The organism is Flavobacterium sp. (assembly GCF_047602195.1).
Classification (GTDB): domain Bacteria; phylum Bacteroidota; class Bacteroidia; order Flavobacteriales; family Flavobacteriaceae; genus Flavobacterium.
The window spans coordinates 922,322-946,997 of the sequence record NZ_JASGHW010000004.1 but is presented as its reverse complement, the minus strand read 5'-3'; the positions used below and the strand labels follow the sequence as shown (position 1 = coordinate 946,997).

Genomic DNA, 24,676 nt, shown 5'->3' with positions numbered 1-24,676 from the left:
CCCTTTTTCGTTAACGTTTTCGAAACCCCTACCGAAAACGTTTTCGTGTTGAAAACTTTCCTGAATATACATATTTTTAAGGGAAAAATTTCGATTCATGGAAATAAAATTTACCTTTATTTCGAAAATAATAGTTATCTTTTTCGAATGAAAAGAAAAGTCACCCTCAAACAAATTGCAAAAGAATTAGATGTATCAATTTCAACGGTTTCCAAATCGTTGCGCGACAGCCCCGAAATCAGTGAAGATACACGCCAAAAAGTCCAGGCTTTTGCCAAGCTCTACAACTACAAACCGAACCTGATCGCCTTAAGCCTCAAGAACCGGAAAACCAAGACCATCGGCATCATCATTCCCGAAATCGTGCACCACTTTTTCGCGACCGTCATCAGCGGCATCGAACACGTGGCCAACGAGCACGGCTACAACGTCATGGTCTGCCTTTCGGATGAGTCGTTTGACAAGGAAGTCATCAACATGGAAATGCTCGCCAACGGCAGTATCGACGGCTTTATCCTATCGCTGTCCAAAGAAACCCAGCACAAAAAGGATTTTCACCACATCACCGAGGTCATCAACCAGGGCATGCCCGTGGTCATGTTCGACCGCGTGACCAACGACATCCTGTGCGACAAGGTCATCATCGACGACAACCTCGCGGCCTTCAACGCCGTACAGCAGCTCATCAATAAGGACTTCAAGAAAATAGCGCTGATTACGACCGTCGATTATGTCAGCGTCGGGAAATTGCGTACCGACGGCTACATCAAGGCGCTCAAAAACAACGACCGCAAAGTCGACGACAACCTGATCCTCAAAATAGAAGACATCGAGCATTGCGACGAACCGATCGAGGCACTGTTGGCCAATCATGATCTCGATGCTGTGTTTGCCGTCAACGAATTGTTCGCAGTGACCGCGATCAAGGCCGCCAAAAAACTCGGAAAAAAAGTGCCCGAAGACCTTTCGGTGATCGGTTTTACCGACGGCATCATCTCGAAATATTCGTCCCCGAGCATCACGACGGTTTCGCAAAACGGGATCAAGATGGGCGGAAAAGCGGCCCAGATGCTCATCGACCGACTCGAATCTGAAGACGAGGAAGAAGAACATTACAAGACCGAAGTCATCGAAACGCATCTGGTCCTGCGGGAATCTACGCCAACGTTGTAGTTTGTCGTAACTGTTTTATTTTCAAAAGACAAGATGCTCCAATTTTCGCGTTTCGCAAATGTTAAAATCGCATTCCCGGCTTTTCAAAACGAAAAAGCTATTATATTTACATCCGATTATCAGGGCTTATACTTTACTTCGAAAAAAAAAATAAGTTTTGATAAGCATCGCGCTTATCGTAGATAATTTTAAATTACGATAATGGAAAAGCGTAAATTAGGTTTCTGGGAAATCTGGAACATGAGTTTCGGTTTCTTGGGAATCCAAATGGGTTTTGCCCTTCAGAATGCCAACGCCAGCAGAATACTTCAAACGTTTGGCGCCGATGTCCACGAATTGTCCTGGTTTTGGATCATTGCCCCGCTCATGGGATTGATCGTCCAACCCATCATTGGGCATTACAGCGACAATACTTGGGGCCGTTTCGGTCGAAGAAAACCGTTCTTTTTGGCTGGTGCGTTGCTCGCTTCCGTCGGGCTCATCCTCATGCCGCAAGCCGATATTTTCACCGCCTTTTTACCCGCACTTTGGGTAGGCGCCGGAATGCTCATGATCATGGATGCTTCGTTCAACGTCGCGATGGAACCGTTCCGCGCGCTCGTGGGCGACAACCTCAGAAACGACCAGGCTACCCAAGGTTTTAGCGTACAGACCGCTTTGATCGGATTTGGGGCCGTCATCGGTTCGTGGTTGCCGTATGCGTTGCACAACTGGTGGGGCGTTTCCAATGAAGATCCGGCCGGTGGCGTTCCACAGCATTTGATTTATTCTTTCATTATTGGCGCGGTTTGTCTGGTCATTTCCATATTGGTAACTGTACTGACTACCAAGGAATATTCGCCCGAAGAATTGGCCAAATTTGCAGATGAAAAAGCCAGTGCCGAAGCCATCGCCGCCGAACATGCCGCCGATCCCGAGCCGCATCGCGAAGCCAAACTCATCGACATTTTCGACGACTTCCGCAAAATGCCCACGACGATGCGTCAACTGAGCTGGGTACAGTTTTTCTCCTGGTTCGGACTGTTTGGCATGTGGGTTTTTACGACGCCTGCCATCGCACACCACATTTACGGTTTGCCGGTAGACGACGTCAAAAGCGCCACCTACCAGAAAGCCGGCGACTGGGTCGGGATCCTGTTTGGCATCTACAACGGCGTATCGGCGATTTTTGCCTTCGCGTTGCCTGTAATCGCCAAAAAAATCGGGCGCAAACTCACGCATTCGCTTTCGCTGATCATCGGCGGGATCGGATTGCTTTCGATGTATGTCATGCCCAATGAAAACTGGCTCATCCTTTCCATGTGCTGCATCGGGATTGCCTGGGCGAGCATCCTGGCGATGCCTTACGCGATCTTGGCCGGAGCCATTTCACCCAAGAAAATGGGCGTCTACATGGGGATTTTCAATTTCTTTATCGTAATCCCGCAAATTATCAACGCATTGATCGGCGGCCCGCTGGTCAAATACCTATACCATGACAATGCCATTTTTGCGTTGGTCACCAGCGGCGTGAGCTTTATCATCGCCGCAATATTGGTTGCCAAAGTAAAAGACACAGATGACGTAAAAACAAATTAATGAACAAGAAAGCATTCATATTTGACCTCGACGGCGTGATCGTCGATACGGCCAAATACCATTTTTTGGCGTGGCAGAAAATCGCTGCCGAACTCGGGATTGAATTCACCCCCGAACACAACGAAGAACTCAAGGGCGTGAGCCGCGTGCGCTCGCTCGATTTGATCCTCGAACTCGGCCGCATGACCGCTTCGCAGCAAGACAAGGACCGTTGGCTCAAACAGAAAAACGAGGATTATTTGTCCTATTTGGTGCACATGGACCAAAGCGAAATCCTGCCGGGCGTGTTGCACATTTTGCAATTCCTCAAGGAACACCACCAACCGATTGCACTCGGCTCTGCGAGTAAAAATGCGCGTCCGATCCTCGAAAAAACAGGCATCATCCATTATTTCGATGCGATCGTTGACGGCAACGACGTAACCAATGCCAAACCCGATCCAGAGGTATTCCTCCAAGCAGCCCGACAAATCGGTGCGACGAACCAAAACGCGATCGTGTTTGAAGATTCGGTAGCCGGAATCCAGGCCGCAAACATCGCGGGCATGATCAGCATCGGCATCGGCGAGGCGGGAATCTTGAAAGAAGCCCAGTACAATTTCCCTGATTTCGTACACATCGACACGAGCTTTATCGAATACATCATCAAAAAATAACAATCAGTCAAGACGAAAGTCATAAAGTCGAAAGAACCTTAATCCGGTCAGGAAATACAATAAAATCTTTCCTCTTTCTTCTTTTCTCTTTCCTCTTAAAAAAATTAAAGACATGAACCAGGATTATATCAAACCCGACAATTGGTCGGTTATCGAAGAAGGATTTGATGCAGAACGAGTGAAATCATCCGAAAGCCTGTTTTCCATCGGCAACGGCGCCATGGGACAGCGCGCCAATTTTGAAGAAACCTATTCCGGCGAAACCTTCCAGGGCAGCTACATCGCAGGCATCTATTACCCCGACAAAACCAAAGTGGGCTGGTGGAAAAACGGTTATCCCGAATATTTCGCCAAAGTATTGAACGCCCCGAACTGGATCGGCATCGACATCGAAATCAATGGGGAAAACCTCGATTTGGCCCAATGCCAATCGGTCAGGAATTTCCGCCGCGAACTCAACATGAAACAGGGCTGGTACAACCGCTCGTTTGAGGCGACTTTGCAGAACGGCACCGAGATTTCGGTCAACGTGAACCGCTTCCTGTCGCTCGATCTCGACGAAGTGGGCGTCATCAATTATGAAATCACACCGTTGAACCAGGACGCCAAAATCGTCTTCAAACCGTACCTCGATGCAGGCGTACACAACGAAGACGCTAACTGGGAAGAAAAATTCTGGGAACCACTTGACGTGAAACACAACGGCAATGAGGCGTTTGTAACAGCGCGTACGTTCAAGACGCATTTTACCGTGACGACGTTTATGCAGAATACGTTGCTCAAAAATGGCGAACCGATCGTTGTCTCTCCTGAAAATGTCAACACCAATACAGAAAGAATCGGATTTTCGTACACGGTCAACGCCGCAAAAGGCGAAGTGGCTTCGATCCATAAAATGGGCGGCTACACCGTTTCGATGAACCACGAAGACACCTATGCCGCTGCGCAGCAAGTGATCCAAAAAGCCATCGACAAAGGCTACGAACAATTGTTCGACAACCAAACCTACGCCTGGGCGAAAATCTGGGAGATGAGCGACATCACGATCGAGGGCGATACCAAGGCGCAGCAAGGCATCCGCTTCAATATTTTCCAATTGAACCAGACATACCTGGGCAAGGATTCACGACTCAACATCGGACCGAAAGGGTTTACGGGCGAGAAATACGGCGGCTCGACCTATTGGGACACCGAAGCCTATTGCATCCCGTTTTACATGGCAACCAAAGACCAGAACGTCGCGCGCAGTTTGCTGACGTACCGCTACAATCATCTCGAAAAGGCGATTGAAAATGCGGCCAAGCTCGGTTTTACCAATGGCGCTGCGCTTTATCCGATGGTGACCATGAACGGCGAGGAATGCCACAACGAATGGGAAATCACGTTCGAGGAAATCCACCGCAACGGTGCGATCGCGTTTGCGATTTTCAACTACCACCGCTACACCGGCGATTACAGCTACATCCCTGAAAAAGGTTTGGAAGTCCTGATTGGGATTGCCCGCTTCTGGCACCAACGCGCATCCTATTCAACACACAAAAACCAGTACATGATTCTTGGTGTCACGGGCCCGAACGAATACGAAAACAACGTCAACAACAACTGGTATACGAATTACCTCGCCAAGTGGTGCATCGATTATGCCATCGCGCAGATCGAAAAAGTCAAAGCCGAATACGCCACCGATTACACCAGAATAATGGCCAAGGTCAAACTCGACGATGTAGAAATTTCGCATTGGAAAAAAGTCGCCGACAAAATGTATTTCCCGTATTCCGAAACGCACGACGTGTATTTGCAACAGGACGGCTTCCTCGACAAAGATCTGGTCAAGGTATCCGATCTCGACCGTTCGCAACGTCCGATCAACCAAAAATGGTCGTGGGACAGGATCCTGCGTTCGCCTTACATCAAACAAGCTGATGTTTTACAAGGATTTTATTTCTTCGAAGACCATTTCAGCAAGGAGCAACTCGAGAAACATTTCAATTTCTACGAGCCGTTTACCGTACACGAAAGTTCGCTTTCCCCTTGCGTACACTCGATCCAAGCCGCGGTTTTGGGCAAAATGGACATGGCCTACACATTCTACCTGCGCACTTCCCGACTCGACCTCGACGATTACAACAAGGAAGTCGAGGAAGGACTGCACATCACCTCGATGGCCGGTACCTGGATGAGCATCGTCGAAGGTTTCGGCGGCATGCGCGTCAAGGACGACCAATTGCATTTCGAGCCGCGCATCCCTGAGCAATGGCAAGGCTATTCGTTCAAGATCAATTTCCGCAACCAGATTTTGAAGGTTTCGGTGCACGCGAGCGAAACGAAATTTGAACTCGAAGGCGGTGAAGCGATTGCCGTTTTCGTCAATGGAAAAGCAATAAATGTCGAACCGAATAGTTTGGTGACTGTATAAAAGTTGAAGGGCGCCACGGGCGGGCTGTACGCTTTATCTTTTACGTCCTCCGTCCCGAAGTGTCGGGACTGCGGCCGCAAAAGGATGCCGCTTCCATCCCTGGCGCAATTTTTCGTTCCAATTAACGAATGAATTTTTAATGATGTTCTTCTCACCTTTTGCCTCGCCGCAAAAGTTGCAAAAAGGCGGAGCGCGCAATCGTTCGGCGACCTGCTAATTCTCGATTCGGAAATGAAATGAACTCGCCTTCGGCTCAAACAGTATTTCATTTCTGAGAATCTTTGAAAAAGCAGGTGCCCGCCTGCCACGATTAAAGCGCGCGGTCTCACGAAGAACGCTCGTTGACAATTGAAAAACATTCTTCGCTTGGAACGGCAAATCGTCAATTCCAAAAAACGTTCTTAGAAGGATTTTTGCCGCTGTGCAACAAGGCAAAAATAAAAATATGAGATTCCGCTTAGTTGCGACGTCAAAATAGAATCGTAGAAAACAACGAGAAAGCGCCTGCGAGCGTACGTGGAGTTGAGCCCACAGGGCGAACGGCTTGGTACGCGCAGCCAGCTTCGAGGTAGTTTTCGAGATTGTAATTTGGTCGCTAGGCATTTTTGCTTCTTTTGTCTGGCAACAAAAGAAGAAATAAAACACAACAACATGAAAAAACTACTTCTCCTCCTCGTAACAACCGTTACAATAAACGCTGCAGCGCAGCTCCAAAAAACAGAACCGCCGTTCTGGTATTCCGGTATGCAAAACCCAATTTTGCAAGTGATGTTCTACGGCAAAAACATTTCCCAATACGACGTCTCCGTATCGAACAACATCGTCATCACGAACGTCCAGAAAACCGAAAATCCGAACTATGTTTTCGTCACGATCGACACCAAAAATGTCCCGGCCTCCGATTTCGTGTTCTCGTTCAAGAACAAAAATAAAATAGCGTTCACGCAGAAATATTCGCTCAAAGCACGCAAGAAAGATTCCGCCTTGCGCCAAGGTTTCGATTCTTCCGACATGATTTACCTGATCATGCCCGACCGTTTCGCCAACGGCAACCCGAACAACGACTCGACGCACGACACCGCCGAAAAAGCCGACCGTTCCCAACCGGGTTCGCGCCACGGCGGCGACATCGCAGGCATCGTCAAAAACCTCGATTACCTCAAGGAACTCGGTGCGACCGCTTTGTGGAGCACGCCACTTTGCGAGGACAACGACGCGCGCGGTTCGTACCACGGCTATGGCCAATCGGATGTGTACAAGATCGATCCACGCTACGGCACGAATGACGATTATCTCAAATTGTCTTCCGAATTGCACAAGCGCGACATGAAACTGATCCTCGATTATGTCACGAACCACTGGGGCGACCATTGGATGGTCAAGGATTTGCCGACTTACGACTGGCTGCACCAATTCCCGGGCTACGAACAATCGAATTACCGCATGACGACGCAATTCGACCCGAACACTTCGGCGATCGACCAGAAATATTGCGTCGACGGTTGGTTTGTCAAATCGATGCCCGATTTGAATCAGGCGAATCCGCTCGTGTTGAATTACCTGATCCAAAACGCCATTTGGTGGATCGAATACGCCGACCTCGACGGTTTCCGCGTGGACACCTACAGCTATTGCGACAAGGCCGGCATCGCGAAATGGACCAAAGCGATTACCGACGAATATCCGCATTTCAACATCGCAGGCGAGGTCTGGATGCACGACCAGGCGCAGATGGCCTATTGGCAAAAGGATTCCCAAATCGGGGCAATCCAGCATTACAATTCGCATCTGCCGACCGTGATGGATTTCACGCTGCACGACGCCATTTCATCGGTGTTCAACGAAGACAAAGCCGAATGGGACAAAGGCATGGTCAAGATCTACGAGAATTTCACCAACGACTTTCTGTATCCCGACATCAACAACATCCTGGTTTTTGCCGAAAACCACGACACGAACCGTTTCAACCAGATTTATAAAAATGATTTCAAAAAGTACCAAATGGCGATGACACTCATTGCCACGGTACGCGGCATCCCACAACTGTACTACGGTTCCGAAATCGGGATGGCGGGCGACAAAGGCAAAGGCGATCCCGACATCCGCCACGATTTTCCGGGCGGCTGGGCCGGTGATGCGAACAACGCCTTTACCCGATCTGGTCGAACCCAAGAACAGCAACAATTCTTCGACTTCACCGCGAAACTGTTCAACTGGCGCAAAAACGCGACGGTCATCCACCACGGGAAAACCACGCAGTATTTACCGCAGGACAATGTGTACGTCTATTTCCGTCACAACGAGCAGCAATCGGTCATGGTCGTGTTGAACAATTCGACCGAAACGCGTACCATCAAAACCAATCGTTTTGCTGAAAACATTCGGGATTCCCAATCGGGCAAGGAGGTGATTTCGGGCAAAACGATCGATTTGAAAAGTGACATTTCCATCGAGCCCAAATCGGTTTACATTTTAGAATTGAATTAATTTTTAGGAGCTTTTTCCCGCTGTTCGCCTCTATCTTTTGTCCGCTAAAGAGGCGGAACAAAAGGATGCCGGCTGCCATCGGGGCTAAACGAAGTCTACTGAACGCCTATGAAAATAGATGCTCAGTGAATTAAAAAAACAATCATGCATAAACACTTTTTATTCCTATTCCTTTTTGTCGCCACAACAACGTGGAGCCAAAACGCTCCCGAAGTGTCGGGACGAAAATTCATCGGCCTCAAGCAAAATAAAGGCACGTTCGAAATTGTGGTTTCCGATGGCAAATACCTCATCAAGCCCTATTCGGAAAACATCATAGAAACGACTTTCCTGCCGACCGGGGAAGTGTTCAATCCGGAGTCGCACGCGGTGGTTTTGGCTCCAAAATCAAGTATCGGCAAAACCAAGGAATCGGGCAATCAAATTACCTTGACCACCGCGGGAATCAACGTGGTCATCCAAAAATCCCCATTCCAAATCGCTTACGATTACAAAGGCAAAAACCTGTTTTCCGAGAAAAATGGCTATGTCAAAAAAGATTCCACCGAAACCCTCAATTTCAACATCGATCCATCGGAAGCCTTGTATGGCGGCGGCGCACGTGCGCTCGGGCTCAACCGTCGGGGCAACAAACTCAAGTTGCGCAACCAGGCGCATTACGGTTATGGGGATCGTTCCGAACTGCTCAATTTTACGATGCCGCTCGTGCTTTCGTCTAAGATTTATGCGGTGCATTTCGACAATCCGGCCTTGGGCGAACTCGACCTCGACAGCCAGAAAAACAACACCATCGCTTATGAAACGGTTTCAGGCCGTAAAACCTACCAGGTCATCGCCGCCGACAATTGGACCGACTTGATTTCGAACTATACCCAACTCACCGGAACGCAACCGTTGTTGCCGCGTTGGGCGCTCGGCAATTTCTCGAGCCGTTTTGGCTATCATTCGCAGGAGGAAGTCGAAAAAACGATCAAGAAATTCGAATCCGACCAAATTCCCGTCGATGCGATCATCCTCGATTTGTATTGGTTCGGCAAAAAAATCCAAGGGACTTTGGGCAATCTTGAGTGGGACCGCGAAACCTTCCCGAACCCCGAAAAAATGATGGCCGACCTCAACGCCAAAAACATCAAAACGATCTTGATCACCGAACCGTTCATCCTGACGACTTCCTCGAAATGGCAAGAAGCCGACACCCAAAAAGTCCTCGCGACCGATAAAACCGGCAAATCGGCCGAATTCGATTTCTATTTCGGGCACGGCGGCATCGTCGATGTCTTCAAACCCGAAGGCAGGACCTGGTTTTGGAACATTTACAAGAACCTCGCAAGTCAAGGCGTCGGCGGTTGGTGGGGCGATCTGGGCGAACCCGAAGCATTCCCTTCCAAAGTAATTACAACCAAAGGAAAAGCCAGCTCGGTGCACAATATTTACGGACACCACTGGGCCAAAATGGTGTTCGAAGGTTACCAAAAAGATTTCCCCAATGTGCGGCCATTCATTTTGATGCGTGCCGGTTATTCGGGATCGCAGCGTTACGGTATGGTGCCTTGGAGCGGCGACGTGTCGAGAAGCTGGGGCGGTTTGCAATCGCAACCTGAAATCGCGCTCGAAATGGGGATGCAGGGCATCGGTTTTATGCATTCGGATTTGGGTGGATTTGCGGGCGATTATTTCGACAATGAATTGTATTTGCGCTGGCTGCAATATGGCGTATTCCAACCGATTTTCCGTCCGCATGCGCACGAAGAAGTTGCACCGGAGCCGGTTTACAAAGATGTGGCGACCAAGGCCAAGGCCAAGAAACAGGTCGAATTGCGTTACCAATTGCTGCCGTACAATTATACGCTGGCCTATGAAAACTCGGTTTCGGGAAAACCCTTGATGCGTCCGTTGTTTTTTGAGGAACCGAATAATCCCGCACTTTACAATACTTCCGATTCTTACTTTTGGGGCGATGCGTTTCTCATACATCCGATCACCAAAGCAGGCGTCACCACCGAAACCATCTATTTCCCGAAAGGCAGCAACTGGTTTGACTTTTACACCGGAAACTTTTTTGGCGGCGGCAGGACGGAATCGGTAAAGGTCGCCGAAGACCACATTCCGGTTTACGTGCGCAGCAATGCGTTTGTGCCGATGATCAAGACCATCCGGAACACCTCGGCTTATTCGCTGCAAAACTTCGAGGTACATTTTTATTGGGACCCGATGAAGCCGACGCGTGATTATACGCTCTACAACGACGATGGCCAAACACCGGAAGCCGCAAGCAAAAAACAATCGGAAACGGTTACTTTTTCGTGTCATCCGAAAGACAACATTGTTGCGATTGCCATTGCGAATACCGTCCAAAAGCAATTCAGGGCGACCGACAAAAACATCCTGTTGATTGTCCACAACTTATCGGGGGCCAAAAAAGTGACCGTTAACGGAAAAATCGTTACTTTTAAAGCCGACAACAACCACTTGGAAATTCCAATCACTTTAGAAAAAGGAACCACAAAAGACATCAAAATCGAATTGTAATGAACAAACTCAACGCGCTGTTCCTGCTATTTGCAGCCTGTATAGCCTTGCCGATGAAAGCCCAGAACAACATCCCCGTCCAATCGAACAACCCGTTTGTCTGGGAAGGCGCCAACCTGTATTTCCTGATGACCGACCGATTTGCCAACGGCGACAAGACCAACGACGTCAATTTCGGGCGCAACAAAAAAACGGGCAAATTGCGCGGATTTGAAGGCGGCGATTTGCGCGGCATCATCCAGAAAATCGACGAAGGATATTTCGACAAATTGGGTGTCAATGCGATCTGGTTCACCCCAATCGTCGAACAGATCCACGACGGTGTCGACGAAGGCACCGGGATGACCTATGGTTTCCACGGTTATTGGACGCGCGACTGGACCAACCTCGACCCTAATTTCGGCACCAAAGCCGATTTGAAAGAACTGGTCGAAAAAGCGCACGCGCACGGCATCCGCATCTTGCTCGACGGCGTAATCAACCACACCGGACCGGTCACCGACATCGACACGGTCTGGCCATCGGATTGGGTACGCACCGGACCGCAATGCGATTACAAAACCTTCGAAAACGACCACCGCCTGCACGCTCGTCAAGAATCTGCCCGATGTATTGACCGAAAGCAACGCCAATGTGGCATTGCCCCCATTCCTGGTTGAAAAATGGAAAAAAGAAGGCCGATACGAACAAGAAATGGCTTCGCTCGATGCGTTTTTCCAAAGAACCGGTTATCCGCGTGCACCCAAATACTACATCATCAAATGGCTGACCGATTATATTACTGAATTCGGGATCGACGGTTACCGCGCCGATACGGTCAAGCACACCGATGAAACGGTTTGGGCCGATTTCAAAACACAATGCGAGTACGCGTTTGCCGAATGGAAGAAAAACAATCCGTCGAAAGTGCTCGACAACAATAAATTCTATACGATTGCCGAAGTCTACAACTACGGAATTTCCGCAGGAAAAAACTTCGATTTCGGCGACCGCAAGGTCAATTATTTTGCGCACGGTTTCAACTCGATGATCAACTTCGAATTCAAATGGGACGCACAGCGCGAATACGAATACATCTTTTCGAAATATTCGTCGAAACTCAACATCGAGCTCGACGGCTTCAGCGTCTTGAACTATTTGTCTTCGCATGACGACGGTTCGCCTTTCGACGCCAAACGCGAAAAAAGCACCGAAAGCGCGACCAAACTGCTGTTGTCGCCCGGTGTTTCGCAAATTTATTACGGGGATGAAACCGGTCGTTCACTCGAGATTCCTGGTACCGAAGGTGACGCCACTTTGCGTTCGTTCATGAACTGGGACGAACTGGCCAAAAGCCCAGAAAAACAAAAAGTACTCGCGCATTGGCAGAAATTGGGACAATTCCGCAGAAAGCATCCGTGCATCGGGGCAGGCGTACACCGCCAGATTTCGGCTTCGCCTTACATCTTCAGCCGTGGTTTTGTCAAGGACGATTACCTCGACCGCGCGATCATCGGGCTCGACATGGTCTTGGGCCGCAAGATCATCACGGTTTCCTCGGTCTACAAAGACGGGACGAAATTGCGCGATGCCTATTCCGGAAAGCAATTCACGGTAGACAAAGGCCGCGTGGTTTTCGATTCGGATTTTTCGACGGTATTGCTCGAAAGAAATCAAATAAATTTTCAAGAACGTCTTCCAACCCGAAGGCGTTTTTTATTTTTACAGCATGAAAATCCTCAATATCGGACACCGCGGCGCCAAAGGGCATTTGCCCGAAAACACGCTGGCCAGTTTCCAGAAGGCCATCGACTTGGGCGTGGACGGCATCGAGCTCGATGTGCATTTGAGCAGCGATGGTCAAATCATCGTGATCCACGACGAAACGATCGACCGCACTACGAATGGAAAAGGCGTGGTGAAAGACCTCACTTTGGACGTGCTCAAAACGCATCAGATCGATTTCCAGTTCGAGATTCCGACCTTGGCCGAAGTGTTCGATTTGGTGGGCCGAAAATGCCTGATTAATGTAGAACTCAAAGCCGGCGAAACGGCTGGGCCTGTCGTCGATTTGATTGAAAAATACGTCCTTGAAAAGGGCTGGGATTATTCGGATTTTTTGGTTTCGTCTTTCGATTGGGTGGCCTTGGAAAAGACTCGTGCCTTACACAAAGAGATTCCGATCGGGGTTTTGACGAGCACCGATTTGGATTTGGCCGTCAGCTTTTCCAAAGTAATCCAGGCCGAAACCATCCATCCGTATTTTCATTTGCTGACCGCCGAAAAGGTAAAAGCGATGCAAAGCCAAAACCTCAGGGTATTGGTATGGACCGTCAATGAATTTGCCGATTTGCAACAAATCAAATCGTTTGGTGTGGATGGCATTATTACGGATTTTCCGGATCGGATGTGATCATTTAACCATCAACCTGATGGTTTTTAAAACCTTTGTCCCGGATGCGATTTTAACCCAATAAATCCCGGTCGACAATTGTCCGCTATAATCGAATTGCTGATGGATCTTTAGGCTGCTTGCATGAATTTCATCGGTCGCCATTTCCCGTCCGAGGTTGTCGTAGATTTTCATTTGCATTTGCTGTACATCTGCCGGTACATTTCCACTCAGCACAAAAACGCCGTTGCCTGGATTGGGATACAATGCCCAATCGGCTGTATCGAAAGTTGCTACGCCGAGGGCAATCGTCTTGAACTTGGCGAGATAAAGGTTTTCTGCATTCGGGACCTCAATACCGCCAGTGTTGAGCAGCGGTTGGTGGCTGCCTGCCGTCGCAATCCCATCGGGACTGAAAGTCGAACCGAAAAGGTAGAATTCATCATCTGTCGCTTGAAGACAGCCATGCACCAACTCGACTTCGCTACCGCCATAATAGGAGGTCGAAATGCGGTTGCCATCTGAATCAAAGCGCGCAAAAAAACTGTCTTGGGTACCGCCCGAATAGTTGGTTTTAAAAGCATTTGCCGTGGCCAAGCCTGCAGAACTGTTGGTATTTCCTGACAAGATAATGGAATTTCCCCTGACGCTGAGCCGGCTGAACGAACCGATAAAATCTTCACCGTTACCTCCGAATAATCTACCCCAAACCCGCGTACCGTCGTTTGTGAATTTTTGCAGGAAAATATCTGAAACGCCCGAAATGGTCGTTTGAGGCGCACCCGACGTAGTCAACAAACCGCTGTGATTTTCCAATGAATACCCGGTCATGTAAAAATAATCTCCTTCTACGGCGAGGCTAAACGTGTAAGTCGCTTTTTCATATTCGCCATGCGAAACCGACGCAAAGTAAGTACTCCAGACACGGTTGCCGTTGCTGTCGAATTTGGAGATGAAATTGTCTGAACGTTCGGATTGGTGCGGATTTTCGGTCGCAAAAAAATGCCCATCCTCCACTGGTTCATAGGCCAAACCGGCCACATATAAATTATTGTCGGCGTCCACGTCAATGCCCAAGGGGTTGGCGCCGCCGTAATACGTGCTCCAGATGCGCGCACCATTTTTATTGAATTTGGCGAGGTAACCGTTTTTGGCCAAAATCGAGGTAAACGGCAACGGAAAAGACAGGAAGTTTTCCTGATAAGCGCCTGCCGATGTCACACCGCTTTGGCGTTCGGTCTGTCCGGCAAAATACAGATTGTCCTCATGATCGCAGACAATATCGGTAATCCAACCCGGAAAATAGGTACTCCACAACCTTTGCCCATCGCTGGCGAATTTGACGATGAACCCGATTTGCTCCTCGCCTGGCTGGTCATGCCCAATCATGAAGGCACCCGTAGTGGCCAAATCATTGCTCTCGGTGGTCCCGGCGATGTAGACAGAATCGGTAGAATCTATTGCAATGCCATAGGCGTATTCGAGAAAATCGCCGCCAAAAAAAGTGCTCCACAATACTTCCCCGTCGGAATCGAACTTGACGAGAAACGCATCGCACATTCCTCCCCAGAATTGCGGCTGCAAGGCATCTGCAGAGGCAAATTGACTCAAATAATTGTTCCCGAGTGCACTGCCATAAACGATTCCCAAAACATAAACATTGCCTTGGCTGTCGATGGCAGAATCGGAAGCTTCGAAAATCCTGCCTCCGAAATAGGTGCCCCAAAGCCGCTCCACATCCTGGGCTTGCAGCGAAATCGAACATAGTGCGGCCAAGATTAAAAAGGTAATTTTTTGCATAGCAGTGTTGTTTGGCTTAAAAGTACACAAATATCCACTCATCGTCAACACTTTAACGCATGCCGCATTTCCCAAAAGAATTCGGATATTTGCGCCATGGTTCATCATTACGACATCATCATTGTAGGCGGCGGCGCGGCGGGCTTCTTTACGGCGATCAATATTGCCGAGAAACATCCGAAGTTAAAGATTGCCATTCTCGAACGCGGCAAAGAAGTGCTCGAGAAAGTGCGCATTTCGGGCGGCGGACGTTGCAATGTGACCCACGCCTGTTTCCTCCCGAATGAACTCGCGAAGTTTTACCCGCGCGGTGAAAAGGAATTGCGCGGACCATTCCACCAGTTTGCCTCGGGCGATACGATCGAATGGTTTGACAAACACGGCGTCGAACTCAAGATTGAGGAAGACGGCCGCATGTTTCCGGTGACCGATTCGTCACAGACCATCATCGATTGTTTTCTCAATGCCACCAAAAAACTCGGGATCGAAGTCCACAAAAGCCAAAGCGTCCAGTCGATTTTCAAAAGCGAAAAAGCTTGGAAAATTGATACACAACACGACAATTACAGTTGCGACAAACTGGTCCTGGCCACAGGCAGCAACCCAAAAATGTGGGATTTGCTGCAAAACTTTGGGCATGCGATTGTGTCTCCGGTGCCGTCGTTGTTCACCTTCAACATCAAGGATCCGCGCATCGAGGATTTGCCGGGCGTCTCGGCTTTGGTGACCGTCAAAGTAAAAGACAGCAAACTCAAGACAACCGGGCCGTTATTGGTCACGCATTGGGGCATGAGCGGACCGGCGATCCTCAAATTGTCGGCTTGGGGCGCACGCGAATTGTTCGACCGCAAATACCAGTTTTCGATTGTCGTGAATTGGCTCAACGATTACAACGCGACCGAGGTCGAGGAACAATTGCGTGAAATCAAACGCGAACAGCCCAAAAAAACAGTCCCGAAGAAATCCCCATTCGAACTGCCCAACCGTTTGTGGGAAAGCCTGACGTCCGCTGCGGGCATCGGCAGCGAAACCAAATGGGCCGATTTGTCGAAAGCGCAACTGCAAAAGCTTGCGCTCGAATTGACCCAGGCCACGTTTCAGGTCAACGGCAAAAGCACGTTCAAGGAGGAGTTTGTCACCGCCGGCGGCATCGATTTGAAAGAAATCAACTTCAAGACGATGGAAAGCAAACTGCATCCAAACTTGTATTTTGCAGGCGAAATCGTTAATATTGATGCGATTACGGGCGGGTTCAATTTCCAGAATGCGTGGACGAGCAGCTATTTGTTGGCGCAATCGATCGTTGATGCGGTAGGGTAATTTGGGGCTGGATTGTTTGGTTTTGGTAACCGATTTTCTATGAAAAAATTCCTCGTTTTATTTTCGATATGTTGTTTGGGTACATTGGCACAGGCACAATGTGCTCCCGAACAAAGTGGTTGTGATTATATTTTTAAATTGAGGGATGCTTTCGGCGACGGTTGGAACGGCAATACGATGACGGTTTCGCAGAATTCCGTGCCGGTGGCTGCGCTAAACCTAATTGGCTCTAATATGTTTGATCAAACCGTTACTTTGTGCGACGACACGCCGTTTGAATTGTTTTGGAATGCGGGCGGAAATTTCCCGAGTGAGGTATACATTTCCATCGTGAATCCCGATGGCCAGGTCATTTACAACAAGCCCCGGGGGTATGGCGCGCAAAATTCGCTTTTGTATTCGGGTTTCAACAACTGCGACAATGTGGTGCTGACGGCCTTCCTGGATCAGGACCAAGATGGCATGATGGACCAAGGCGAACCCTTGTTCCCGTATGGCGGATTTACGTACCGCATCAACAATACCGGCAGCTACCATTACATCGACAGTTCGACTGGCACTTACACCTATCAGAACCCGAACGCGTCCAATACCTACGATTTCAGTTTCAGCATCAATCCCGAATTTGCGATGTATTATGCCGCACCACCGGTTTTGTACAATGACTATAGCATTCCAGACGGAAGCGGTATCCACCACCTTTATTTTCCGGTCATGCAAATCCAGGCCAACGCCAATGTGTCGGTTGAAATCGCGACAATTAAGCCCCCGGTTCCGGGCCATGCTTTTAAGCTGGAAATCATCTATACCAATTACGGTTCGCTTCCTACATCGGGAACATTGGACTTTACGCGCGATCCATCGGTGGACTCACCGGGCGCTGTCGGCGGCGTCACCCCTACGCCAACCGGTTTCACTTACAACTATTCGCTTTTGCCATTTGAGACCAAAAGGTTAGATTACTATTTAAACATTCCGCCTATCCCGTATGTGAATTTGGGCGATCTTGTGCACAACTCGATTGTCATCTCTGCAGTGGACGATACCGATGCGACCGACAACACCGACGACCATTACGAAACTGTCGTGGGCTCATGGGATCCGAATGACAAAATAGAAGCGCACGGGCCACAAATTCCGTTCGGGACTTTTGATGCAGCGGAACCGCTGGATTACACGATCCGTTTCCAGAATACCGGAACCGCTTTTGCCTCGAAGGTCAGGATCGAGGACTTGCTCGATGACCAACTCGACCCGGAAAGCGTACGGACCATCAGCGCGAGCCACGATTACATTCTCGAGAGGGTCGACAATAAACTGAGCTGGACGTTTGACCCGATCGAATTGCCGCCGCTGTCAGCCAATGAAGCGCAAAGCCAAGGATTTGTCCATTTCAGCGTTAAATTGAAACCCGGGTTTTCAGCCGGTGACGTGATCCCGAACAGCGCCGCTATTTTTTTCGATACCAATCCGGCCATTACGACCAATGTGTTTGAAACGACTTTTACGCAGACTTTTGGGTTGGATACTTTTGGGGCACAAACCGTTTTGGTGTACCCGAATCCGGCGCACGATGCCTTTGAGGTCAGGCTTTCCAATTCGGGAGAAAGGATTGCATCGGTAAAATTGATGGATGTTTTGGGGAAATCGGTGCGTACTTTTGAAAACGCAGATTCCAATTCATTGAAAGTCGATGTTTCACAACTGTCCAAAGGCGTTTACTTGCTCGAAATCAATACTTCCGATCAGAAAAAGTGGATAAAAAAACTGTTGGTCCAATAGCAATCGCTTTCTTTTTTTCATAACTTTAAATATTGTAATTCAAACACTTAAAGCGATGAAATCGAAAATTACACTTTTGATGCTTGCCCTGATCATTGCATGGGGTTGCACCGAAGAAGACAGCCCGATGACAGACAACAGCAATGTGCCAAATACCGGCAAGCCCGTACGCAATATTCCACAGCAAAATGTCGTGCCCAACAAAGCCTTATTGCTCAAAGTGGATTACCTGACCCAAAGTTTCGAGGGCGGAAAAGAGTTGGTTTTTCCGAACAACCCCAACTTCAATTTGACTTGGGCATACAACCCGCCCATCGATTTTGGCAGCGTCACGCTCGTGTATGCCGATGAAGGCCAACCCATTTTTGAAGGAACCATCGTCTGGATGGGATTGGGCGCGATGTCATATCCGCAGAGCTTGGTGCCGGCTTCCTCGTTTGCCATCGGCGGTGCCTTGCCGATGCCCAACAACAATGCTTTCCTGTTCCTGGATTATTCGCAAACCAATTTCACGGTTCCGTATGCCGCGATTTGGGACGCCATCAAAAACCTGCAGATCGTCGCACAATACCGCGTGAGCAACCCAAACGCGCCGATTCGGATTTTTGTGTATACGCCAAGTGTAGGCGTTGGTAATCCGGCCGATTGGGATTATTTCGTCCTGCTCAAAAATTAACGGTTGAGCCACCACAGCGCGGCATTGAGTATTGTCGCAAAACCGACCCAGGCCAAATAGGGAATGAACAACAGTCCGGCAATTTTGTCGATTTTCTTGAATTGGAGATAGGTTTCGTAAATCAGCAGCAGCAGCAAAATGATTTCGATCAAAGCCAACAGCGGGTTTTTCATCGCAAAAAACAACACCGACCACAACGCATTGAGCGCGAGCTGGACCCAAAAGAACAGCAGCGCTTTTTTGACGTTCTCGCGTTCGAAATCGATGCGGTCCCAAACACGCCCCGCGCCAACACCCATCAAAACATAGAGGAAACTCCACACCGGCGCAAACACCCAATTGGGCGGATTGAACGATGGTTTTTCCAAAGTCGGGAACCAAGTATGGACACCCGATTGTGTGGCATAGCTTGAGATGAAACCCACGCCAAGGCAAGTGGCCACGAAAATGAGTATTTTGAGGTAACGGTTCATGTTTTTGCTGTCAAAGGTACACAAATCTATGCTCGACCTTGTACAAATAAACCATCAAAGGTTTCAACCAAAAAAGTATCTTTGCGTAAAATTTGCAACATGGTCCAAACCCAAGATTTTATTCCGTCGAGCTATTCCCAAACTTCCGATTCCGGACAATTTACCTGGAGCGCGCCGAGCAATATCGCGCTGGTCAAATACTGGGGCAAGAAAGCCAACCAGATTCCGGCCAATCCGTCGGTGAGTTTTACGTTGAGCCATTGCAAAACGATTACGACTTTGGCTTTTGAAAAAAAACAAAACGACGGCAATTTCTCCTTCGATTTGCTTTTCGAAGGAAAACCCAAGGAAGATTTCAAGCCTAAAATTCAAAAATTTCTCGAGCGTGTCGAACCCTACCTCCCCTTTTTGAAGGATTACCATTTTACGATCGATACGCAGAATACGTTTCCGCACAGTTCGGGAATCGCCTCGTCGGCTTCGGGAATGGCGGCATTGGCAGTAAATTTTATGAGTCTGGAAAGATTGCTGAATCCTGAAATGACCGAGGAATATTTTTGTCAGAAAGCGTCTTTCTTGGCAAGATTAGGTTCGGGAAGCGCGTGCCGGAGCGTCAAAGGAAAAGTCGTGGTTTGGGGGGCGCATGCGAATACCGAAACCAGTTCGGATTTGTTCGGGGTCGAATTCCCGAAGGACATCCACCCCAATTTCAACAACTACCAAGACACCATCCTGCTCGTCGACAAAGGCGAAAAACAAGTGTCGAGTACGGTAGGACACGATTTGATGCACGACCATCCGTTTGCCGAAAAGCGATTCGCGCAGGCACATCAAAACCTCGATAAAATCTCCGAAGTGCTGCATAACGGAAACCTCGAAGAATTTGTCAAAATTGTCGAAAGCGAAGCATTGACGTTGCATGCGATGATGATGACCTCGATGCCGTATTTCATCTTGATGAAACCCAACACACTTGAAATCATCAACAAAATCTGGAAGTTCCGAAGCGAAACCAAAATCCCGGTTTGCTTTACGCTCGACGCGGGTGCGAACGTGCATGTGTTGTATCCCGAACAAACCAAAGAACAGGTTTTGGCGTTTATCGAATCGGAATTGGCGATGCATTGCCAGAACAATCAGTATATTGTTGACCAAATGGGATTTGGCGCCGAATTAATTGCGCATTAAAATCAAATTTGTTGTATCTTTACCCAATAAATTAACGCTTCAAACGTTAACACTTTCAACAACCAAAACAAAATGAAAGGACCACTATTCTACTCCAAGATTCTCTTGTTCGGAGAGTACGGAATTATCAAGGATTCCAAAGGTTTATCCATTCCCTATAATTTTTACAACGGCGCGCTCAAGACTTCCGAAAACCCTTCGGAGGAAGCGGTCAAATCGAATGCGAGCTTGAGCCGTTTTGTGCTTTACCTCGAAAACCTGCAAAAGGAACAACCCGAATTGGTCACTTTCGATCTCGAGGCGCTGCACAAAGACGTTGCCTGCGGTATGTATTTCGATTCGAGCATTCCGCAAGGTTATGGCGTAGGTTCGAGTGGTGCGTTGGTCGCGGCGATTTACGACAAATACGCCAAGCATAAAATCACCGTTTTGGAGAATCTGACGCGTGAGAAGTTGCTCCAACTCAAAAATATCTTTGCCCAGATGGAATCGTTTTTCCACGGCAAAAGCTCCGGTCTCGATCCGCTCAACAGTTACCTGAGCATCCCGATTTTGATCAACTCCAAAGACAACATCGAAGCGACCGGCATCCCGACGCAACACGCCACGGGCAAAGGCGCCGTGTTCCTTCTGGATTCTGGCATCGTGGGCGAAACCGCACCGATGGTCAACATTTTTATGGAAAACCTCAAGGACAAAGGATTCCGGGCGATGCTCAAGAACCAATTCGTCAAATATACCGATGCCTGCGTCGAGAATTTCCTGCACGGCGACATGAAATCATTGTTCTCCAATACGAAGAAACTCTCGAAAGTCGTGCTCAACAATTTCAAGCCGATGATTCCCGAAGCCTTCCACGGCGTTTGGCAGCACGGCATCGACACCAATGATTATTACCTCAAATTGTGCGGCTCCGGTGGTGGCGGCTACATCCTCGGATTCGCCGAGGATTTCGACAAGGCCAAAAAGGCTTTGAAAGATTACAAACTCGAAGTCGTTTACCAATTTTAATTAATTAACAATGAATAATGAACAATTAATAATGATGACAGAGCGTCAAAATGTCGACTCAATTATTAATTGTTAATTATTAATTATTCATTAAAAATATGCTGAGCAGAAAGAACAAATTGCTGTTACGAAAAATCGTCAGCCTGTTCTCGGTCGTGCGCGGCTACAACATTCCCGTCATTGTCATTGCGCAGTACCTGTCGGCGATTTTTATCCTGTCGCCCAAAGACACGGGCGCGATGCAGATTCTGCTCGATGCCAATGTATTCATCCTTGTACTTGCTTCTAGTTTGTCGATCGCATCGGGTTACATCATCAACAATTTTTACGATTCCGAAAAGGATTTGATCAACCGCCCACGCAAATCGATGCTCGACCGATTGGTAAGCCAACGCACGAAATTGTATGTGTATTTCTCGCTCAACTTCTTCGTCGCGCTCATTGCATTTTTCATTTCTTGGCGCGTGCTGCTGTTCTTTTCGGTCTATATTTTCCTGATCTGGTTCTATTCGCACAAGCTCAAAAAGTACCCGATTATTGGCAACCTGACCGCATCTTTCCTCGCCGTTTTTCCTTTCTTCGGCATCCTGATTTACTTCTACAAAAAAGAGTTATACCATCCGTATGAAATCGAAACGGGGATTATTTTTGCGCATGCCGCTTTCCTGTATTTGCTGCTGTTGATCCGCGAAATCATCAAGGACCTCGAAAACATCGTCGGCGATTTGGCCAACAATTACCAGACAATTCCCGTGGTGTACGGCGAACGCATTTCCAAGCGCGTCATTACGGTGTTGTGCGCGCTCACTGTTTTTCCGGTGTATGTGTTGACCGACATTTACGACGTCGGCTACATGGACATTTATTTCTACTGCTGCCTCGCCTCGCTCATTTTTTTTGTCATTTACCTGTGGAAATCGAACTCGCGCGACCAATTCCTGCAATTGCACAACCTGCTCAAATTGCTGATTGTGGCGGGCGTTTTTAGCATCATGCTCATTGAGCCGTCGGTGCTCGCGCATGGACAGAAGTATTTGTCGGTGATTCGTTTTTAGGAGCTGGTTCCTGCTGTCCGCTGTATCTTTTATTGCGCTGCGCTCCATAAAAGGATGCCGCTTCCATCAGGGCTAGGGTTCTGATTTACACGACGCGTTTTAGCCCTGATGGAAGCGGCATCCTTTAGTTGCTTTCTTTAAGCAACTAAAGATACAGCGGACAGCAGGAACAAGCTCCCGAAAAAAAACTATCTTTGCACCCTAATTTACGCATTATGAACAAAAAGGACGGCAACAAGAAACCTGGAACCGCGCGTACGAGCGGCCGACCGAATTCGAACAAACCCAAGCCAGCGCTGCCCAAACGCGCACAAGGTCCGAAGAAAGACAAACCTACAACCGAAGGCAGGCCAGCCGCCAGAGGCGCAGCAAAACCTGTAAAGAAAGCCACCGCACCCAAGCAGTCCAAAAACCCGGACGAAATTCGTCTCAATAAATACATCGCCAATTCGGGCGCATGCTCGCGACGCGATGCCGATATTTACATCCAATCCGGGGCCGTCAAAGTCAACGGCGTGCCCGTGACCGAAATGGGCTACAAGGTCAAACCCGGCGATGTGGTCAACTTCGACGGCGCGACGATTACCCCCGAAAGAAAAGAATACATCTTGCTCAACAAGCCCAAGAATTTCACGACCGCTGGCGAAGACGATGCCGAGATGCGCAACGTGCTCGACCTCGTGCGTATGGCGACCACCGTCAAACTCAAGCCGGTTGGGCGCATGGACAAGAACACGACCGGATTGTTATTGTTCACCAACGACAACGACCTGATCACCAAATTTGCCGCAGCCAACCAGAAATCGCACAAGATTTACCAGGTGTCGCTCGACAAAAACCTCAAGTTCGAGGACCTGGAAAAGATTTCCAACGGTGTGACCTTGGACGAGCACCGTTTGTATGTGGATGAAATCAGCTACATCGAAGGCCAGGCCAAAACCGAGATCGGAATCAAGCTGCGCACGGCCAACGTCAAAGTCGTACGCGCCATTTTCGAGGCATTCAAATACAACGTGCTCAAGGTAGACCGCGTCGCGTTTGCCGGACTCACCAAAAAGAACCTGCCGCGCGGCAACTGGCGATTTTTGACCGAACAGGAGGTAATCAACCTCAGAAATATGTAATTTAGCCCAGCCTTTGGGCCACCCAATACGAATCAATCCCAAATCTTTTGGGATTTTTTTATCCGATAAAACTATGACACCACAAGACCTGCAATCGATTGCCATGCGCTGGTTTGAAGCCTTCAACGCACACAACCTCGAAAAACTGTTGTCGCTGTACGATGATGAGGCCCAACACTTCAGTCCGAAACTCAAAATCCGCCAACCCGAAACAGGCGGCCTCGTGATCGGGAAAGATGCGATGCGCCAATGGTGGCAGGATTCATTCGACCGCTTGCCAACCCTGCATTACCAGGTGACTTCACTTACGGCGAGTTCCGACCGCGTATTTATGGAATATGTACGCTCGGTGGCCGGGGAGGAAAAGATGCTCGTGGCCGAAGTATTAGATGTCAAGGACGGAAAAATCATCGCCTCGCGCGTTTACCACGGATAGATTGCATTTTATTGCGTACCTTTAGTTTATCCGCAATGATCCAACAATGATCCATCCGATTCTATTTACCGGACACATGATCGACCGCGCCGATCGCAAGGAGCCGCGTTTTCCGGCCGACAAGGAAATGGGCGTGCGTCGTGCCATATTTACAACGTTGGCCAAGGAACAATTATCCAGTCCTGCGTTGAAAGGAATTGCGGGCGGTGCTTGCGGCGGCGACATGCTGTTTCACGAAGTTTGCCTTGAATTGGGCATTCCATCGGAAATCTACCTTGCTTTTGAACCCGAAGAATTCAAGAAACATTCGGTTTCATTTGCCGGCCCCGATTGGGAAGAACGTTTTGACCGGCTCATCGACCGCCTGCCTTTTCATGTCCTACCAACGCGAAATTCGCAAGACAATGTTTGGGCGGCGACCAATCGTTGGATGCTCGACACCGCGTTAGACATCGGTTCGCAACAAACCACGCTGATGGCGCTGTGGGATGAAAAAAAAGCCGATGGCCCAGGCGGCACCCAAGACATGATCGACACTGCCAAAAACAAAGGAGCCAAAACCTTGGTGCTGCGCATACAGGACATTTGAGATGAAAACAAT

General features: G+C 48.8%; 18 protein-coding genes and 1 pseudogene. 17 read left to right on the top strand and 2 right to left on the bottom strand.

Annotated features, from left to right (window positions below; genetic code table 11):
• The first annotated feature begins 147 nt into the window (after nucleotides 1-147).
• From QM717_RS10320 to QM717_RS10285, 8 genes and pseudogenes are all read left to right on the top strand, one after another.
• Nucleotides 148-1,173, top strand: a complete 1,026-nt coding sequence (locus tag QM717_RS10320) for a LacI family DNA-binding transcriptional regulator (protein WP_415037394.1) — start codon at nucleotides 148-150, stop codon at nucleotides 1,171-1,173.
• Nucleotides 1,174-1,374: 201 nt separating this feature from the next.
• Nucleotides 1,375-2,751, top strand: a complete 1,377-nt coding sequence (locus QM717_RS10315; protein ID WP_415037393.1) for an MFS transporter — start codon at nucleotides 1,375-1,377, stop codon at nucleotides 2,749-2,751.
• The gene (gene pgmB, locus QM717_RS10310; protein WP_415037392.1) at nucleotides 2,751-3,407 is read left to right on the top strand and encodes a beta-phosphoglucomutase; all 657 of its coding nucleotides are present in this window, start codon (nucleotides 2,751-2,753) and stop codon (nucleotides 3,405-3,407) included. Before QM717_RS10315 ends, pgmB begins: the two co-directional genes overlap by 1 nt.
• 112 nt (nucleotides 3,408-3,519) lie before the next feature.
• Nucleotides 3,520-5,823: a glycoside hydrolase family 65 protein gene (locus QM717_RS10305; RefSeq protein WP_415037391.1), complete on the top strand. Its 2,304-nt coding sequence runs from the start codon at nucleotides 3,520-3,522 to the stop codon at nucleotides 5,821-5,823.
• A gap of 651 nt (nucleotides 5,824-6,474) precedes the next feature.
• Nucleotides 6,475-8,310, top strand: a complete 1,836-nt coding sequence (locus QM717_RS10300; protein ID WP_415037390.1) for a glycoside hydrolase family 13 protein — start codon at nucleotides 6,475-6,477, stop codon at nucleotides 8,308-8,310.
• A gap of 144 nt (nucleotides 8,311-8,454) precedes the next feature.
• A complete protein-coding gene (locus QM717_RS10295) occupies nucleotides 8,455-10,839 on the top strand; it encodes a TIM-barrel domain-containing protein (protein WP_415037389.1) in 2,385 nt (794 codons plus the stop codon).
• A pseudogene (locus QM717_RS10290) lies at nucleotides 10,839-12,489 on the top strand (alpha-amylase family glycosyl hydrolase); the annotation flags it as partial. The gene QM717_RS10295 and the pseudogene QM717_RS10290, both read left to right, overlap by 1 nt.
• Before the next feature lie 58 nt (nucleotides 12,490-12,547).
• The gene (locus tag QM717_RS10285; RefSeq protein ID WP_415037388.1) at nucleotides 12,548-13,231 is read left to right on the top strand and encodes a glycerophosphodiester phosphodiesterase; all 684 of its coding nucleotides are present in this window, start codon (nucleotides 12,548-12,550) and stop codon (nucleotides 13,229-13,231) included.
• Here QM717_RS10285 and QM717_RS10280 read toward each other — a convergent pair whose 3' ends face one another.
• Nucleotides 13,232-15,010: a T9SS type A sorting domain-containing protein gene (locus QM717_RS10280; RefSeq protein ID WP_415037387.1), complete on the bottom strand. Its 1,779-nt coding sequence runs from the start codon at nucleotides 15,008-15,010 to the stop codon at nucleotides 13,232-13,234. It lies immediately after the preceding gene.
• 96 nt (nucleotides 15,011-15,106) lie between these two features.
• Here QM717_RS10280 and QM717_RS10275 point away from each other — a divergent pair, with 96 nt between their 5' ends.
• The 3 genes from QM717_RS10275 to QM717_RS10265 are packed head-to-tail and all read left to right on the top strand — an operon-like array spanning nucleotide 15,107 to nucleotide 18,788.
• Nucleotides 15,107-16,330 carry an NAD(P)/FAD-dependent oxidoreductase gene (locus tag QM717_RS10275; protein WP_415037386.1) on the top strand — a complete coding sequence of 408 codons (1,224 nt, stop codon included), beginning with the start codon at nucleotides 15,107-15,109 and terminating at the stop codon, nucleotides 16,328-16,330.
• Between the two features lie 39 nt (nucleotides 16,331-16,369).
• Nucleotides 16,370-18,112, top strand: a complete 1,743-nt coding sequence (locus QM717_RS10270) for a T9SS type A sorting domain-containing protein (RefSeq protein WP_415037385.1) — start codon at nucleotides 16,370-16,372, stop codon at nucleotides 18,110-18,112.
• A gap of 55 nt (nucleotides 18,113-18,167) precedes the next feature.
• A complete protein-coding gene (locus QM717_RS10265; RefSeq protein WP_415037384.1) occupies nucleotides 18,168-18,788 on the top strand; it encodes a hypothetical protein in 621 nt (206 codons plus the stop codon).
• On the opposite strand, the gene QM717_RS10260 is transcribed toward QM717_RS10265, so the two are convergent.
• Nucleotides 18,785-19,261 (bottom strand): TspO/MBR family protein, encoded by a 477-nt coding sequence (locus QM717_RS10260; RefSeq protein WP_415037383.1) that lies wholly within the window; start codon nucleotides 19,259-19,261, stop codon nucleotides 18,785-18,787. The genes QM717_RS10265 and QM717_RS10260 overlap by 4 nt on opposite strands.
• Before the next feature lie 99 nt (nucleotides 19,262-19,360).
• Between QM717_RS10260 and QM717_RS10255 the strand changes: the two genes are divergently transcribed.
• From QM717_RS10255 to QM717_RS10230, 6 genes are all read left to right on the top strand, one after another.
• Nucleotides 19,361-20,449: a diphosphomevalonate/mevalonate 3,5-bisphosphate decarboxylase family protein gene (locus QM717_RS10255; protein WP_415037382.1), complete on the top strand. Its 1,089-nt coding sequence runs from the start codon at nucleotides 19,361-19,363 to the stop codon at nucleotides 20,447-20,449.
• 72 nt (nucleotides 20,450-20,521) lie between these two features.
• Nucleotides 20,522-21,460, top strand: a complete 939-nt coding sequence (locus tag QM717_RS10250; protein WP_415037381.1) for a mevalonate kinase — start codon at nucleotides 20,522-20,524, stop codon at nucleotides 21,458-21,460.
• Between the two features lie 98 nt (nucleotides 21,461-21,558).
• A complete protein-coding gene (locus QM717_RS10245) occupies nucleotides 21,559-22,515 on the top strand; it encodes a geranylgeranylglycerol-phosphate geranylgeranyltransferase (RefSeq protein WP_415037380.1) in 957 nt (318 codons plus the stop codon).
• Nucleotides 22,516-22,730: 215 nt separating this feature from the next.
• A complete protein-coding gene (locus tag QM717_RS10240; protein WP_415037379.1) occupies nucleotides 22,731-23,639 on the top strand; it encodes a pseudouridine synthase in 909 nt (302 codons plus the stop codon).
• Nucleotides 23,640-23,712: 73 nt separating this feature from the next.
• The gene (locus QM717_RS10235; protein ID WP_415037378.1) at nucleotides 23,713-24,075 is read left to right on the top strand and encodes a nuclear transport factor 2 family protein; all 363 of its coding nucleotides are present in this window, start codon (nucleotides 23,713-23,715) and stop codon (nucleotides 24,073-24,075) included.
• A 46-nt stretch (nucleotides 24,076-24,121) separates the two neighbouring features.
• Nucleotides 24,122-24,664 carry a hypothetical protein gene (locus tag QM717_RS10230; protein WP_415037377.1) on the top strand — a complete coding sequence of 181 codons (543 nt, stop codon included), beginning with the start codon at nucleotides 24,122-24,124 and terminating at the stop codon, nucleotides 24,662-24,664.
• Nucleotides 24,665-24,676: the final 12 nt, after the last annotated feature.

Excerpts from the sequence above, each read along its gene's own strand:
- QM717_RS10250 (WP_415037381.1), top strand. The coding sequence starts at position 20,522 with ATGAAAGGACCACTATTCTACTCCAAGATTCTCTTGTTCGGAGAGTAC.
- QM717_RS10245 (WP_415037380.1), top strand. The coding sequence starts at position 21,559 with ATGCTGAGCAGAAAGAACAAATTGCTGTTACGAAAAATCGTCAGCCTG.
- QM717_RS10300 (WP_415037390.1), top strand. The coding sequence starts at position 6,475 with ATGAAAAAACTACTTCTCCTCCTCGTAACAACCGTTACAATAAACGCT.
- QM717_RS10265 (WP_415037384.1), top strand. The coding sequence starts at position 18,168 with ATGAAATCGAAAATTACACTTTTGATGCTTGCCCTGATCATTGCATGG.
- QM717_RS10285 (WP_415037388.1), top strand. The coding sequence starts at position 12,548 with ATGAAAATCCTCAATATCGGACACCGCGGCGCCAAAGGGCATTTGCCC.
- QM717_RS10270 (WP_415037385.1), top strand. The coding sequence starts at position 16,370 with ATGAAAAAATTCCTCGTTTTATTTTCGATATGTTGTTTGGGTACATTG.
- QM717_RS10305 (WP_415037391.1), top strand. The coding sequence starts at position 3,520 with ATGAACCAGGATTATATCAAACCCGACAATTGGTCGGTTATCGAAGAA.
- QM717_RS10240 (WP_415037379.1), top strand. The coding sequence starts at position 22,731 with ATGAACAAAAAGGACGGCAACAAGAAACCTGGAACCGCGCGTACGAGC.
- QM717_RS10230 (WP_415037377.1), top strand. The coding sequence starts at position 24,122 with ATGATCCATCCGATTCTATTTACCGGACACATGATCGACCGCGCCGAT.
- QM717_RS10235 (WP_415037378.1), top strand. The coding sequence starts at position 23,713 with ATGACACCACAAGACCTGCAATCGATTGCCATGCGCTGGTTTGAAGCC.
- QM717_RS10315 (WP_415037393.1), top strand. The coding sequence starts at position 1,375 with ATGGAAAAGCGTAAATTAGGTTTCTGGGAAATCTGGAACATGAGTTTC.
- QM717_RS10255 (WP_415037382.1), top strand. The coding sequence starts at position 19,361 with ATGGTCCAAACCCAAGATTTTATTCCGTCGAGCTATTCCCAAACTTCC.
- QM717_RS10275 (WP_415037386.1), top strand. The coding sequence starts at position 15,107 with ATGGTTCATCATTACGACATCATCATTGTAGGCGGCGGCGCGGCGGGC.
- QM717_RS10320 (WP_415037394.1), top strand. The coding sequence starts at position 148 with ATGAAAAGAAAAGTCACCCTCAAACAAATTGCAAAAGAATTAGATGTA.
- QM717_RS10280 (WP_415037387.1), bottom strand. The coding sequence starts at position 15,010 with ATGCAAAAAATTACCTTTTTAATCTTGGCCGCACTATGTTCGATTTCG.
- pgmB (WP_415037392.1), top strand. The coding sequence starts at position 2,751 with ATGAACAAGAAAGCATTCATATTTGACCTCGACGGCGTGATCGTCGAT.
- QM717_RS10295 (WP_415037389.1), top strand. The coding sequence starts at position 8,455 with ATGCATAAACACTTTTTATTCCTATTCCTTTTTGTCGCCACAACAACG.
- QM717_RS10260 (WP_415037383.1), bottom strand. The coding sequence starts at position 19,261 with ATGAACCGTTACCTCAAAATACTCATTTTCGTGGCCACTTGCCTTGGC.